Source organism: Streptococcus infantis, assembly GCF_047463315.1.
GTDB classification, from domain to species: domain Bacteria; phylum Bacillota; class Bacilli; order Lactobacillales; family Streptococcaceae; genus Streptococcus; species Streptococcus infantis_AB.
Genome location: NZ_JASHEB010000002.1, coordinates 62936 through 77117 on the forward strand (window position 1 = coordinate 62936; position 14182 = coordinate 77117).

Annotated in this window: 13 protein-coding genes; 2 read left to right on the plus strand and 11 right to left on the minus strand. The window is 40.1% G+C overall.

The features are described from left to right. Positions 1–141: 141 nt before the first annotated feature. From asnS to QM857_RS02300, 3 genes are all read right to left on the minus strand, one after another. Positions 142–1485 (minus strand): asparagine--tRNA ligase, encoded by a 1344-nt coding sequence (asnS, locus tag QM857_RS02290; RefSeq protein WP_414275095.1) that lies wholly within the window; start codon positions 1483–1485, stop codon positions 142–144. A 151-nt stretch (positions 1486–1636) separates the two neighbouring features. Continuing rightward, positions 1637–2815 (minus strand): pyridoxal phosphate-dependent aminotransferase, encoded by a 1179-nt coding sequence (locus QM857_RS02295; protein WP_414274934.1) that lies wholly within the window; start codon positions 2813–2815, stop codon positions 1637–1639. Beyond that, positions 2812–3300 carry a DUF5590 domain-containing protein gene (locus QM857_RS02300; RefSeq protein WP_414274935.1) on the minus strand — a complete coding sequence of 163 codons (489 nt, stop codon included), beginning with the start codon at positions 3298–3300 and terminating at the stop codon, positions 2812–2814. Before QM857_RS02300 ends, QM857_RS02295 begins: the two co-directional genes overlap by 4 nt. A gap of 261 nt (positions 3301–3561) precedes the next feature. On the opposite strand from QM857_RS02300, the gene QM857_RS02305 reads away from it, so the two are divergent. Beyond that, complete coding sequence (locus QM857_RS02305) at positions 3562–4110, plus strand: NADPH-dependent FMN reductase (RefSeq protein ID WP_414274936.1); 549 nt, start codon at positions 3562–3564, stop codon at positions 4108–4110. A 53-nt stretch (positions 4111–4163) separates the two neighbouring features. Here QM857_RS02305 and QM857_RS02310 read toward each other — a convergent pair whose 3' ends face one another. After that, positions 4164–5354 (minus strand): O-antigen ligase family protein, encoded by a 1191-nt coding sequence (locus tag QM857_RS02310; protein WP_414274937.1) that lies wholly within the window; start codon positions 5352–5354, stop codon positions 4164–4166. A gap of 211 nt (positions 5355–5565) precedes the next feature. Between QM857_RS02310 and birA the strand changes: the two genes are divergently transcribed. Next, on the plus strand, positions 5566–6501 hold the full coding sequence (birA, locus tag QM857_RS02315; protein WP_414274938.1) for a bifunctional biotin--[acetyl-CoA-carboxylase] ligase/biotin operon repressor BirA: 936 nt from the start codon (positions 5566–5568) through the stop codon (positions 6499–6501). 60 nt (positions 6502–6561) lie between these two features. Here the strand turns inward: birA and QM857_RS02320 are convergent, their stop codons facing one another. The 7 genes from QM857_RS02320 to QM857_RS02350 form a co-directional block, all read right to left on the minus strand. Further along, positions 6562–7752, minus strand: a complete 1191-nt coding sequence (locus tag QM857_RS02320; protein WP_414274939.1) for an acetate kinase — start codon at positions 7750–7752, stop codon at positions 6562–6564. Positions 7753–7801: 49 nt separating this feature from the next. Further along, positions 7802–8755 carry a class I SAM-dependent methyltransferase gene (locus QM857_RS02325; RefSeq protein WP_414274940.1) on the minus strand — a complete coding sequence of 318 codons (954 nt, stop codon included), beginning with the start codon at positions 8753–8755 and terminating at the stop codon, positions 7802–7804. A 97-nt stretch (positions 8756–8852) separates the two neighbouring features. Next, the gene (locus QM857_RS02330) at positions 8853–10460 is read right to left on the minus strand and encodes a CTP synthase (RefSeq protein ID WP_414274941.1); all 1608 of its coding nucleotides are present in this window, start codon (positions 10458–10460) and stop codon (positions 8853–8855) included. A 269-nt stretch (positions 10461–10729) separates the two neighbouring features. Then, a complete protein-coding gene (gene rpoE / locus QM857_RS02335; RefSeq protein ID WP_006148015.1) occupies positions 10730–11305 on the minus strand; it encodes a DNA-directed RNA polymerase subunit delta in 576 nt (191 codons plus the stop codon). 417 nt (positions 11306–11722) lie between these two features. Beyond that, positions 11723–12868 carry an FtsX-like permease family protein gene (locus tag QM857_RS02340; protein WP_414274942.1) on the minus strand — a complete coding sequence of 382 codons (1146 nt, stop codon included), beginning with the start codon at positions 12866–12868 and terminating at the stop codon, positions 11723–11725. Positions 12869–12871: 3 nt separating this feature from the next. Further along, positions 12872–13552 carry an ABC transporter ATP-binding protein gene (locus QM857_RS02345; RefSeq protein ID WP_414274943.1) on the minus strand — a complete coding sequence of 227 codons (681 nt, stop codon included), beginning with the start codon at positions 13550–13552 and terminating at the stop codon, positions 12872–12874. Further along, positions 13549–14124, minus strand: coding sequence for a TetR/AcrR family transcriptional regulator (locus QM857_RS02350; protein WP_414274944.1), 576 nt, complete (start codon positions 14122–14124; stop codon positions 13549–13551). The genes QM857_RS02345 and QM857_RS02350 overlap by 4 nt, the downstream gene beginning before the upstream one ends. Positions 14125–14182 lie beyond the last annotated feature (58 nt).

Genomic DNA, 14182 nt, shown 5'->3' on the forward strand with positions numbered 1-14182 from the left:
TAAAGTAATACTCAATGAAAATCAAAGAGCAAACTAGGAAGTTAGCCGCAGGCTGTACTTGAGTACGGCAAGGTGAAGCTGACGTAGTTTGAATTTGATTTTCGAAGAGTATAAAAACGCCAGACGGCGTTTTTATGGCTATTAAGGTTTGATACGGTGCAACATACGTGGGAATGGAATGGCTTCACGGATGTGTTTAGTACCTGCTGCAAAAGTGACCATACGCTCGATACCGATACCAAATCCACCGTGTGGGACAGTCCCGTATTTACGAAGGTCAAGGTAGAATTCGTATTCTGTACGATCCATACCAAGTGATTCCATCTTCGCTACAAGCGCATCGTAGTCTTCCTCACGCATGGAGCCACCGATGATTTCTCCGTAACCTTCTGGTGCGAGCAAGTCTGCACAAAGCACACGGTCTGGATTTCCAGGAACTGGTTTCATGTAAAAGGCCTTGATGGCTGCTGGGTAGTTCATGACAAAGGTTGGTACACCAAAATGGTTTGAAATCCAAGTTTCATGTGGTGAACCGAAATCATCACCATGTTCGAGATGTTCATAGTCAGCGTCTTCATCATTTTCATGCTCTTGCAAGAGGTCAATGGCTTCATCGTAAGTGATGCGTTTGAATGGCTCTGCAATATAACGTTTCAAGAGGTCTGTATCACGCTCTAATGTTTCTAAGGCTTGAGGAGCACGGTCCAAAACACCTTGAAGAAGAGCTTTGACATAAGCTTCTTGCAAGTCAAGTGACTCATCGTGTGTCAAGTAAGAGTACTCAGCGTCCATCATCCAGAACTCAGTCAAGTGACGGCGAGTTTTTGATTTTTCAGCACGGAATACTGGACCAAAGTCAAAGACGCGACCAAGAGCCATAGCACCCGCTTCAAGGTAAAGCTGACCTGATTGGCTCAAGTAGGCTGGTGTTCCAAAGTAGTCTGTTTCAAAAAGTTCTGTAGAATCTTCTGCCGCATTTCCTGAAAGAATTGGGCTATCAAACTTCATGAAGCCATTCTTATCAAAGAACTCATAAGTTGCATAGATGATAGCATTACGGATTTGCATCACTGCTACTTGTTTGCGTGAACGCAACCACAAATGACGGTTGTCCATCAAGAAATCTGTACCGTGTTCTTTTGGAGTGATTGGGTAATCTTGAGATTCACCGATCACTTCGATGTCTGTAATATCTAATTCGTAACCAAATTTAGAACGCTCGTCTTCTTTGACAATCCCTGTCACGAAAACAGATGTTTCTTGGCTTAGGCGTTTGATGGTGTCAAATTTTTCAAGACCTACTTCTTCACCAAATTTCTCGATAAAGTTTGGTTTGAAAGCAACTCCTTGGAAAAAGGCAGTTCCGTCACGCAATTGCAAGAAAGCAATTTTCCCTTTACCTGATTTGTTGGCAACCCAAGCACCGATAGTCACTTCTTGACCAACGTAGTCTTTTACTTCGATAATTGTTACACGTTTTGTCATCATTTATTTTCCTTTTTTCGTTTAACTTGTCCGAAGACATCATTACTCATTATTGTACCACAAATAATGGCTGATAGCTAGCTAGTTTGACAGAAATTCATAAGTTTTTAAACACAAAAAACCTCCGCCAAAAGGACGGAGATTTAGATTATTATTTTTCCATAAATTGGTGCAAACGACGAATAGCTTCTTTGAGTGTATCTAGGTCTGTCGCATAGCTGAGACGGACATTGTCTGGTGCTCCAAATCCAGCACCTGTAATCAAAGCCAGACCAACTTCCTCAAGGATGGCCGTTGTAAATGCTGTTACGTCGATATAACCTTTCATTTCCATGGCTTTTTTAACATTTGGGAAGAGATAGAAAGCTCCTTGTGGTTTGACAACTTCAAAGCCAGGGACTTGACACAAGAGTGGATAGATGGTATTCAAACGTTCTTCAAAAGCTTGGCGCATGGTTTCGACAGAGTCTTGCGGTCCAGTTAGCGCTTCGATGGTTGCGTATTGAGACACAGCTGTTAGGTTAGAAGTTGTTTGACCAGTCAATTTGCTCATAGCAGCAATGATTTCTGGATCACCAACTGCATAACCTACCCGCCAACCAGTCATGGCATAGGCTTTTGAAACCCCGTTAATGACAATGGTTTGCTTGCGAATAGCTTCTGATAGACTAGAGATTGGTACGAACTCATTCCCGTTATAGACCAAACGACCATAAATATCATCGGCCAGGATGAGAATATCATGCTCAACTGCCCAATTTCCGATGACCAAGAGTTCCTCACGAGAATAAATCATTCCAGTCGGATTAGAGGGTGAGTTTAGTACCAAGACTTTGGTCTTATCTGTGCGAGCTGCTTCTAATTGCTCTACAGTTACTTTAAAGTGATTGTCTTCCTTGGCTTGAACAAAGACTGGAACACCTTCTGCCATCTTAACCTGATCCCCATAGCTAACCCAGTAAGGTGTTGGAATAATGACCTCATCACCAGGGTTGATAACAGCCATAAAGAAAGTATAAAGGGAGAACTTGGCACCTGTAGCAAAAGTGACTTCGTTTGCTGCCACAGAATAGCCATAATAACGTTCAAAATAAGTATTAACCGCTGCTTTTAATTCAGGCAAACCTGAAGCTACCGTATAGAAAGAAGCACGCCCATCTCGAATGGCTGCAACAGCGGCATCTTGAATATTTTCAGGAGTATGAAAATCGGGCTGACCTAAAGTTAAGAAAAGGACGTCTTTTCCTTCAGCCTTTAACTTCTTTGCTCTTGCATCACTAGCCAGAGTGACACTTTCTTCCATTTCTAATACACGCTTGGATAGTTTCATTGTTTCTCCTTTTCGACTAAAGCACCAGATTCAAAATCTACCAGATAATAATCTCCTCCAGACTTGATTTCCCAGACAGGCTTATCAGCGTAGCGTCCAAAAGTAATCTTGTCGATCTCAGTTGCTCCTTTTTCTTTGACAACTGCTTCTGCTTTTTCTTGAGAAGTCCCATTTTCTAGTTGATATACGTAAATATTATTGCTACTTTTCTCTATTAAGACAGCAACTGGTTTCTGGTTCTTATCTTGACCAAGAACACTATAATAGCTTTCTAAACCATTGAAGATATCAACCTGGCTAACCGTTTCTAGATTTGCATACTGCTTGGCGAGCCTTTCACCTTCTACCTTTGCAGTTTGATAAGGCTTCATGCTGAGCCATACCAAGTAGAGAAAGGAAGAAGTGATGACTAGAGTTAACAAAGTTATACCAATAATGTACTGAAATAATAGGGAATTTTTTTCTTTTTTCTGTCTCTTTTTCACTCGTCTATTTTACCATCTATCCTAGTGAATTACAAGTGAATTAAGGGGGAGATTCTTGAACTCTAACCTCCTTTCAGGCTTTCAAATATAAGCTCCAACTATTGAGCTATAGGCTTTTCTTTATCTACAATCTCATGATTGATAGCTTCAAATTTAATACTTTTTATATTTTGAGCAAATTTCTTGCAAATGATTTCGCTTTGTTGTAACATATATTGTAACAACAGAGTAAATCTGATTAAAATTAAAAGGAGACATCCTATGTCTAAAAAAGTATTATTTATCGTCGGTTCATTACGAGAAGGTTCATTCAACCACCAAATGGCACTAGAAGCCGAAAAAGCTCTTGCTGGAAAAGCTGAAGTGAGTTACCTTGATTACTCAGCTATTCCTCTCTTTAGCCAAGATCTTGAAGTTCCTACACTTCCGACTGTTGCAGCAGCTCGCGAAGCTGTTCTAGCTGCTGATGCTATCTGGATTTTCTCTCCAGTCTACAACTTCTCAATTCCAGGGACTGTAAAAAACTTACTAGATTGGCTTTCACGCGCAATTGACTTATCTGACACTCGTGGAGCATCTGCTCTTCAAGATAAGATTGTTACGGTATCTTCTGTAGCTAATGCAGGTCATGATCAACTCTTTGCAATTTACAAAGACCTCTTGCCATTTATCCGTACACAAGTTGTTGGTGAATTTACAGCAGCCCGTGTTAATGATTCTGCCTGGGCAGATGGTCAATTAGTCCTTGAAGATAGCGTCGCTGCTTCACTAAAACAACAAGCAGAAGACTTGCTTCAAGCTATTCAATAATTACATAAAAAAGAAAAAGATAGTAGAAAATGTCATTTCTACTATCTTTTTTGTTAATCAACAAGTTCTGCAATCATACTATGTTTGAGTGGTAGACTACACATTACTAGAAGGAAGATAAATGATGATTGAATCCAGAAAAGAGCCAAGTCAAAGATTCCATGTACAGCAACCACTGTTAAAAATGAAAGATAAAGGCCAAGGATAGGTCGTTTACTTGGTACTTGACTCATATCAATTAATTTTCGGATTGGGTCAGAAGAAGCAATTCCTAGTAATACAGTCCCCACTACACCGTAACTCAATATCGTATCGATATAGATACTATGCGCATGTTCATGATAAGGTGCAAAAATACGAGGATAAGCATGCATGTATGTTAGTGGACCTTCTCCCCAGAATGGATTTTGTTTGAATAAGGTCATCCCCGCATTCCAGATAGATACTCGTTCTTCCATAGATGAATCAAGGGTTCCCATTCGAACTCCTAAATCACTCGAGAAGAGAAAGGCCAAGCCGATACCAAAGACTCCAATACTTAACCAGAAAGCTCGCCAGTTCTTAATGGTTGTGAACAGATAAATAATCGCACCAAAGATAATGGCTGGAAAAGCTGTTCTATTTTGAGTAAAGTTGAGTCCAAATAAATTAGCAAAGATTGCAATTACTGAGAAGATTTTCAACCATCTCAATCTAGTCGTACTTATCAGATAGAAACCAATCATGATACAGAAACAACAGATAATTCCATAATAATTTGGATTAAAGAAGGCTACTTCTGCTCGGTTCTGATGCCAGACCTGCATCTTAGGGGATAAGAAAGTATAATCAAATTTCTTGACGATTTGAAAATGCTCTAAGGCTGCAAAAACTGATGCTAGCACACTAAGCGACATAACCGATTGCAATACTAATCTGAAAAACTTAGGGGTTAAATGGGCTTGGTAATAGTAAAAGAAGATTGCAAAAAGGAACATTCCTAAAGTGGAAACCATCCCCATCACATTTTGAGCTAAAAGAGAGATAACACCACTATAGCCGATAAATAAAAGTAAGATAAAATGGTGGGATAATCGTTTTAATATCCCCTTCATCTCTCCTGTAAATATAAGACCTATTAAGTAGGCTATGAAAATAATAACGAAAATATAAAAAGGCAAGAAAATACTTAGAATAACAGCTAGCAAGACTAGCTCTTGCTTGGATAAGCCTTTCAATTTTTCAATGATACCTATTGATTTCACAACAGATCCTTTCTCTCTGCGCTATAAAGCTCAGATAAATAAACTATTAAAACATTTTACCATTTTTCAAATGATTTGAAAACCACTTTGTCCATGGCACCCAAACTAAAACTAGGTAAAATTTTATAGTGGGTGAAGATATCTCTTAAACCACGCATCCTTTTGTAAAAATATGGTACAATAAATCTAGTTGTTTCAGAAAGGACCTAGTATGAAATCCTACCAAGAAGTTTACAAAATCTTAGCTCATGAAACAGATTATTTAAGTGGAGAAAAAATTGCTGAAATATTAAACCTCTCTCGCACCTCTGTTTGGAAGGCTATCCAACGCCTCCAACAAGAAGGTTTAGAAATTGACAGCATCAAAAACCGTGGTTACAAACTTCTTCATGGTGACCTAATCTTACCTCAAGAAATCGAAAACAACAGCCCCATCACTGTTCAATATAAACCTATCACCAAATCAACTCAGAGTGATGCTAAGGAGGCTATGGAAGCTGGTGCCAAGGGAGATATACTCTACCTCTCAACTGGCCAAACGATGGGACGTGGTCGATTTCAACGCCCCTACTACTCTCCAGAAAAGGGGGGAATCTATATGTCTCTCCACCTCAAACCCAATCTTTCTTATCTAGATTTACCAGCTTATACACTCTTAACTGCAGCTGCTATTTATAAGGCTGTTAAAAATTTAAGCTTGATTGATTTAGACATCAAATGGGTAAATGATCTGTATCTTAATCAGAAAAAAATAGCCGGTATCCTAACAGAAGCCATTACTTCTATCGAAACCGGCCTTGTTACAGATGTTATTATTGGTGTTGGAATCAACTTTTCTATCGCTGACTTTCCCAAAAATCTGCAAGGAAAAGCTGGAAGTCTCTTTTCTAAAAGTAGCCCCATTACACGCAATGAACTGATTGCAGAAATCTGGAAATGTTTCTACGAAACAGAGGCTGATGAGCTGCTTTACCTTTATAAAAAACAATCAATTGTTTTAGGAAAAGAAATTTCCTTCAAGAAAGATCAAGAAATCATCTCAGGAAAAGCTTGTGATATCTCTGACCAGGGTCAACTGCAGATCCAATTAGCTACTGGTAAAAAAATTTGGCTCAACAGTGGCGAAGTTTCGCTTACCAAATGGTAAATATTCGTCAACAACATAAAAAATCGACCTTCTTGAAAGAGAGGTCGATTTTTGTATCATTTATTTTTTCAAACGCTCAACATCACGTGCAATGACAAGTTCTTCATCCGTTGCAATGACAAGGACACGAATTTTTGCTGCTTCAGTAGAGATATCTCCAGTTACACCAAAAACATTTTTCTCTGGATCTACATCACAGCCAAACCAAGAAATACCTGAGATAACTTTCTCACGGACGAGAGTTGCATTTTCACCAACACCAGCAGTAAAGATAATGGCATCAGCTCCATTTAGGACTGCCAAGTATTGGCCAATATGTTTTTGGATACGGTCAACATACATTTCAAAGGCCAAAGCAGCATCATGATTCTCTGCTTCCATTGCAGCTATCACATCACGCATATCACTAGACTTACCTGAAACACCCAGCAATCCTGACTCACGATTAAGAATACGACTGATATCCTCAGGTTTGTTAAAGTCCTCTGTATATTGCATTAAATAAGGAATGATAGCTGGATCAATATCCCCTGTACGAGTTCCCATCATAACACCACCAAGTGGAGTGAACCCCATAGAGGTATCGATTGATTGACCTCCCTTAACAGCTGTGATAGAAGCACCATTACCGATATGGCAAGTGATCAATTTCAACTCTTCTAATGGACGTCCCAAAAGTTTTGCTGCTTCTTGAGCAACATATTGGTGACTTGTTCCGTGCGCACCGTATTTACGAACTTTGTTTTCTGTATAGTACTTAGTTGGTAATGGATAACGGTATGCTTTTTCTGGCATTGTTGTGTGGAATGATGTATCAAAGACCGCTACACTTGTGATATCTGGCAACAATTCTTTGAAGGCACGAATACCAGCAGCATTTGCAGGGTTGTGCAATGGAGCAAGAAGTCCTAGTTCTTCAATTTTTTCTAAGACATCGCCTTCAACAACTGTAGACTCTTTGAAGTACTCACCACCTGCAACGACACGGTGTCCAACACCAGTAATCTCATCATAAGATTTAATAATATTAAAACGAATCAAGTCATCAAGCAAAATCTTAACAGCTAAGGTGTGGTTTTCAATATCAAGAACTTGTTCTTCAGAACGACCATCAAACTTAACTGTTGAAACAGAATCCTTCAATCCGATTCGCTCAATCAAACCTTTTGCAAGTACCTTTTCTTCTGGCATTTGGTAGAGTTGCCATTTCAAGCTTGAGCTTCCAGCGTTAATTGCAATGGTTTTTGTCATAATGTTTCCCCTTTTTTAAGCGTTTTCAACTATTATATCAAAATTTACATTAGATTTCATGTTCTTGACACCAATTTTGAAAATTTTCCTTAAATTCCATCAAAATTTCAGGGTCACGAAGACTCGTAAGTGGATAAACAAATGGTTCAATCCCTTCTCCCGTCTTCTTCTGTAGAACAAAGATTGTTTTAGACTGAGCTCCCTGTGCAAAGAGATCCTCTGGTAAAGCGATGATTGCTACTAGTTGGGCTTTTTCAGTCAGCCATGATTTTAAAAGTTCACTCTGAGGACTTGTCAGGAGATCTGTTGGAGCTAGAAAAATCGCATAACCACCTGTTTTAAGATACTTGAGTGATTGTTCCATTAACAGATGATGCGCATAGGTATGTTCGCCCTTGGCTGCCACTTGATAACGCGAGGCTGTCTGATTATCTGGATAGTAACCGACAGGCAGGTCACTTACAATGATATCACTTTCTTTTAATACTTGTGGACGTACTGCATCTCCTTGGACAAAGCCCATTTGAAGATCCATTACTTCCGCCATGCTTGCCGCCAAGTCAATCAAGAGGTCATCAAGTTCTATTCCCAGATAGTCTACCTTTTTGTTCATGGACGTTAAGAAGCTAGCTCCCAGAATTCCCATCCCAGAACCCAACTCTAATAGACTCATATTTTCAGCAGGAAAAAGTTGCTCTATGATAAAAATCATCAAGTGACCAATGGCATCTGGCGTGAACTGGTGGTTGGCTTGAAGAGGTTCTGTTTGCGCTGCCTTCATTAACAAAAATTGATAGGTCCGTAACCACTCCTCTTTTCGAAGTGCTAAGCGTTTTAAAGCCTGGTTATTTTTCTTGACTTGTTCCAGATTGGTTTGGCCATCTAGATAAATTCCGTTTTGTTCTATCAAGGCGTCATAAAAGCTAGTCGCCAAATCATTTTGAATAATTTGGACATTTTCTAGTAAATAAGTATATGCTTGTTCAATTTTTTCAAAATCCATAATCTTATCTTACCAAATTCAGAGCTGATTTTCCAGATTTTCATAATACTGAAAACAAATTAAAAACCTCTGAGATAACTCTCAAAGGTTTATTCTACTATTTACTATTTTCAACAGCTGCTGTTACAAATGCAGTGTAAAGTTCTTCTGGACGATTTGGACGACTTGAAAGTTCTGGATGATACTGACAAGCCACAAAGAATTTGTTTTCTGGGATTTCAACAATTTCGACCAAGCGGTTGTCTGGTGACACTCCTGAAAAGACAAAACCTGCTCCTTCAAACTGTTCACGGAAGGCATTGTTAAACTCATAACGGTGGCGGTGGCGACGTTGGACCACTTCTTTATTATGATAAGCTGCAGCTGCCTTGGAACCACGTTTCAACTTAGAAGGATAAAGTCCTAAACGAAGGGTTCCACCCATGTCCTCAACATCAATCTGATCACGCATGATATCGATGATCGGATATTTGGTATCAGGATCAAGCTCTGCTGAATTAGCTCCTTCAAGTCCTAAAACATGACGGGCAAACTCGATACAAGTCAATTGCATTCCCAAGCAGACTCCCAACATTGGTACATCATTTTCACGCGCATAGCGAATCGCTTGAATCTTACCTTCAGTTCCACGTTGACCAAAACCACCTGGAACGATGATTCCGTCAGCATCAGATAGAAGTTCTGCCACATTGTCAGCTGTCACATAATTAGCATTGACCCAATCAATCTTGACTTCTGCATCATTTGCATAACCAGAGTGTTTCAAGGCCTCTACGACAGAAATGTAGGCATCTTGCAACTCGACATACTTACCAACAAGAGCAATTTTGACTTGTTTTTTGAGATTCATGACCTTATCGACCATGGCTGACCACTCTGTCATATCTGCTGCCGGTGCATCAATCTTCAAATGGTCACAGACGATTTGATCCATGCCTTGAGCTTGCAGATTAAGTGGAATTTGGTAAAGATGATCCACGTCCAATGACTCGATAACAGCTTCTGGCGCTACATCACAGAACTGGGCTAGTTTGTTTTTAATCCCTTGTCCTGCAGGTTTTTCTGTACGAATGACCAACATATTTGGCTGGATTCCCAAACCACGCAATTCTTTGACAGAGTGTTGAGTCGGCTTGGTCTTCATTTCTCCAGCTGCCTTGAGGTAAGGAAGCAAGGTTGTATGGATATACATGACATTTTCTGCGCCTACATCAGACTTCATTTGACGAAGCGCCTCTAAGAATGGAAGGGATTCAATATCACCGACTGTTCCCCCAACCTCTGTAATAATAACATCAGAGTCAGTCGTTAGAGCGGCACGCTTAATTTTTTCTTTCAAGGCATCTGTAATATGTGGAATGACTTGGACAGTTGCTCCAAGGTATTCTCCACGACGTTCCTTGCGAAGAACTTCACTGTAGATTTTACCAGTTGTCACGTTTGAGAATTTGTTAAGATTGATATCAATAAAACGTTCATAGTGACCCAAGTCCAAGTCTGTCTCAGCCCCATCATCTGTTACAAAAACTTCCCCGTGCTGATAAGGGCTCATGGTCCCTGGGTCAATATTGATATAAGGGTCAAATTTTTGAATAGTTACCTTCAAACCACGATTTTTCAAAAGGCGCCCAAGGCTCGCTGCAACGATACCTTTTCCAATAGACGACACCACTCCACCAGTTACAAAAATATATTTCGTAGACATAGATTCCTCTTTCTAAAATGCTCAAGATCTTGTTCACTAGAGGGGGACTAAGAAAACAAGACCTTCACCGATAACTACAATCCAGGTTGATAATTTCCCTGGAAAAACAAAAATAGCTCCCTAATAACTAGGAAGCTCCGACCTCAAAAAGAGGTGCCCGAACAATATCTTACCTCAATTTTACTCATTTGTCAAATGTCACTCTTTGCTAGATTTATAGTTCTACTGCAGAAAAGAAAACAACAAGGAGATTTCCTCGTTGTTTGATATTATTCTTCCTCTTCCTCAGAATCTTCGTCATCTTCTTCAACGAGATCCACATCTTCTCCAAGGTCATCTGGTGCAATTTCATTGATTTCAGCGTCGTAGGCTTCTACTTCGTTCTTCTCATCATCCGGATTTTCATCATCGTAAGAAAGAGCTGGATCTTCTTCGTAGGCGTCCTCATCCTCTGGATCATCTGCACCATAATCAATGGCATCCGTATCTCCATCCATAAAGGCATTGACACGTTTTTTCTTAGCCTTAGGCGCTACTTCTTCATCGTCACTTTCCTCAAGAGCAATGATTTCTTCGTCAATTTCATCTACTCCATACCATGAACGAAGGCCCCATTTGTTATCTCCAAGAGAGATGAAGCTACCATCAAAGTTCAACTCTGTATAGAACAAAGGTAGTGCTTCGCGAATATCGCTATTAGAGGTACCAAGATAGTTTTGGATTTCATTGACCAAATCGCTAAAATGCATTTCGTGGTCGCGACCACGTTGTTCCAAGATGGCACGAGCCACCTCAATCATAGATAGTTCACTTTTTTCTTGCCCAGCAAATACTTCTAATTCCAAAGCGTTTCTCCTCTTTTTTTACTACTAATGCCAGAGTATATAAACTCTGGTCTCATTTTATCACGTACTCTTTATTGTACGATAATTTTCCTTATTAGTCAAAGGTTTAGAAGAAATAATATGAAATATTTCAGCGAATAAAAAGACCTGGGTGATACACTCACAGGTCTATTGATTTATTTATGACACAAGGCCACAGCCCAATGCCAACCACAAACTGCCAGAGGATCCCTACAGAGATAAAGGACCATTTATTGCGCCAGATTAAGTAAAAGGCCCCTTTCAGGTCCTGCCAGTAACTCCGTTTCATCTCAATCCCTTTCCTTTCCTTTTCTTTCATTCCCCTAGAATAGCGGAAAAGCCTCCCTTGTCAATGCGTTTCAAAAGAAAAAGGCTGGGTAAGCCAACCTTTTCTATTTATTCAGCTAAGAGCACTTCTTTGATGGTTTGTTTTTGGAGTTTTCTGTTGGATAGATAAAAGAGGCTTTCATAAACCACCGCAAAAACGATCAAAGTCCAAAAGCACACATTCCAGTCAAAGTTATGCTCAATCTTTTCAGGAACGGTGTCTTTGATCACACCAATCAAGATTTCCATGATGCCATATTGATAAGCCGTCCCAAGGGCAAATCCTAGATAAGCCCAGAAACGATAAGGAGCGAGAATATGACTTTGGCATTCACGATCGGTGTAGCCAAAAGCCTTCATAAGAGCCAAGGTTTCGCGACTTTCTGAGACCACAATTCCCAATGACAAAAAGAGGATCGAGAAAGAAAGGATCAAACCAATCATAATCATCATCGTTTGGATGATGTCATCTGTGTAGTCCCTTAGCCCAAAAGACAATTGAATCATGGCCGCGAAACACATGGAGCCAAAGACCACAAAAAACAGGATCGATTTTCTCCCCCAAATCAGCGACGAAGACAGCTCTTTTAGGAAGGGGGTTTCTTTCTTAGGAGCACTTTTTTTCCTTTTGACCTTAATCGGTGTTGGGGATTTTTTCAATAGGCGAAGGGCCGGCGTTTGTAATTGTCTTTTAGCATAGCCAATCGCAAGAACCATAAAGAAAGCCGTTGGCAGTATCACTAAAGCGATCAAGAGCTGCCAGTGAAAATGAATGGTAATTTCTGGCAAAATCCCCTTCTCATTGCGAAAGTCATAAAAATGTCCCATCATTAGAAAAGAAGCTAAATAGCCAAGAAGCGCTCCAACTCCAAAACTGAATCCAAAAGCCCAAAATCGTTTCCCCAACTGGCCATTGCTATAACCCAAAGCCTTTAAAATTCCTAATTGTTCCTTGTGGTCATCGACAAATTGTTTGATATAAAAACACATGAGAAGGATCGACGTCAAGGACAAGACAACCCCGCTGACCATGGCCACCATCCAGGAAAGCGAAATTTGGGCATCATAGTAGGTCTGAATCATCGGATTGGTTTTAGAAATCTCCAACTGCTCGATATCAAGATAAAAATTCAAGAAGAGATTGGCCACAAAAATCGCACAGGCTCCAATGATACTGACGACAACTAATTTTCGAATATCTTTTACTGAAAACATGGCTTACCATCCAATCTCATAAGCAGTCTGTGGCTGATCATTGGTCACAACTTCAGTAATTTTGCCACTATTGACGCGAATGATGGTTCTGGCCATATCCGCAATATTTTGGTTGTGTGTCACCATGATTAGGGTAAAGCCAAGCTTTTCCTTCAACTTCCAGATATAGTCGAGAATCTTGCGCCCTGTTTCTTCATCCAGGGCTCCCGTCGGCTCATCTAAGAAAAGAATCTCTGGCTTTTTGGCTAAGGCACGAGCAATAGATACTCTCTGCTGTTCCCCGCCAGACAATTCACTCGGATACTTGTCTAGCTTATCGCCAAGTCCCAAATCCTCGATAATCTGCAAAAAATCATGATTGTCTGCCAGGTCAGCTCCCATCTTAACATTTTGTCTAACCGTGAGATTCGGCAATAAATAATACTGCTGAAAAATAAAGGCAATCTTATCACGTCTAAAGGCTGTCAATTGAGCATCTGTGAGTTGAGACAAATCCTGTCCTTGAATGAGAATATGCCCCTCATCTACCTTTTCTAATCCTGATAACACGTTTAAGAGGGTTGACTTTCCTGATCCAGAAGGACCTAGGATAACTACATCATCCTGGTCTTGAATCTGTAGATCAATCCCTTTTAAAACCTTGGTTTGGCCGTAGCCTTTGTATACATTTTCTAGTTGAATCATTTCTTTCCTACCATTTCTTTGATGAGAGATTGACAAACTTCTGTCAATAAACCAATCACTTCTTCCATGCTGAACTGATAAATACCAGAAGCAACCATAGAGGCCATCCCGTGTGAGTAGATGAATAGATGCTGGTACAATCGACTAGCCTCCTCTACAGTCAAAGGATAGTCTGCGACAATCGAATCCAGAACCAATTGGTAACTATGATCCTTCATGGGAAGAAAATCTTGAAAGCGACGAATCGGATCTTTGCTAGGATTTTGGAAAAGCAACTGAAAGAGTTGGGGCTCTTTTGAGGCGAACAGGATATAAGCAACCCCGACAGATCGAAAAGGCTTCTCATCTTCTAAGGCCTTGCGAATATACTCAACCACGACCATTTCCGCAGCAACAATAACCTCTGCTTGTAACTCAGCCATATTTGCAAATTGCCCAAAAATGACTCTTGGTGTGGCTCCCAGTTTTTCCGCTAATGCTCGAGCCGTCAAACTAGCTATTCCCTCTTCTCTCACCAATTGTAAAGCTGTCCCAATCATAGCCTCTTTACTAAATTTAACCTTGGGTGGCATAAGACTCCTTTCGTGCAACGTTTGTTGCGCAACACTTGTTGCCTAAAATATTACCATA

Bases quoted from the DNA above. Each gene is read 5' to 3' on its own strand.
- asnS (WP_414275095.1), bottom strand. From the start codon at position 1,485: ATGACAAAACGTGTAACAATTATCGAAGTAAAAGACTACGTTGGTCAA.
- QM857_RS02295 (WP_414274934.1), bottom strand. From the start codon at position 2,815: ATGAAACTATCCAAGCGTGTATTAGAAATGGAAGAAAGTGTCACTCTG.
- QM857_RS02305 (WP_414274936.1), top strand. From the start codon at position 3,562: ATGTCTAAAAAAGTATTATTTATCGTCGGTTCATTACGAGAAGGTTCA.
- birA (WP_414274938.1), top strand. From the start codon at position 5,566: ATGAAATCCTACCAAGAAGTTTACAAAATCTTAGCTCATGAAACAGAT.
- QM857_RS02320 (WP_414274939.1), bottom strand. From the start codon at position 7,752: ATGACAAAAACCATTGCAATTAACGCTGGAAGCTCAAGCTTGAAATGG.
- QM857_RS02325 (WP_414274940.1), bottom strand. From the start codon at position 8,755: ATGGATTTTGAAAAAATTGAACAAGCATATACTTATTTACTAGAAAAT.
- QM857_RS02330 (WP_414274941.1), bottom strand. From the start codon at position 10,460: ATGTCTACGAAATATATTTTTGTAACTGGTGGAGTGGTGTCGTCTATT.
- QM857_RS02340 (WP_414274942.1), bottom strand. From the start codon at position 12,868: ATGTTTTCAGTAAAAGATATTCGAAAATTAGTTGTCGTCAGTATCATT.
- QM857_RS02345 (WP_414274943.1), bottom strand. From the start codon at position 13,552: ATGATTCAACTAGAAAATGTATACAAAGGCTACGGCCAAACCAAGGTT.
- QM857_RS02350 (WP_414274944.1), bottom strand. From the start codon at position 14,124: ATGCCACCCAAGGTTAAATTTAGTAAAGAGGCTATGATTGGGACAGCT.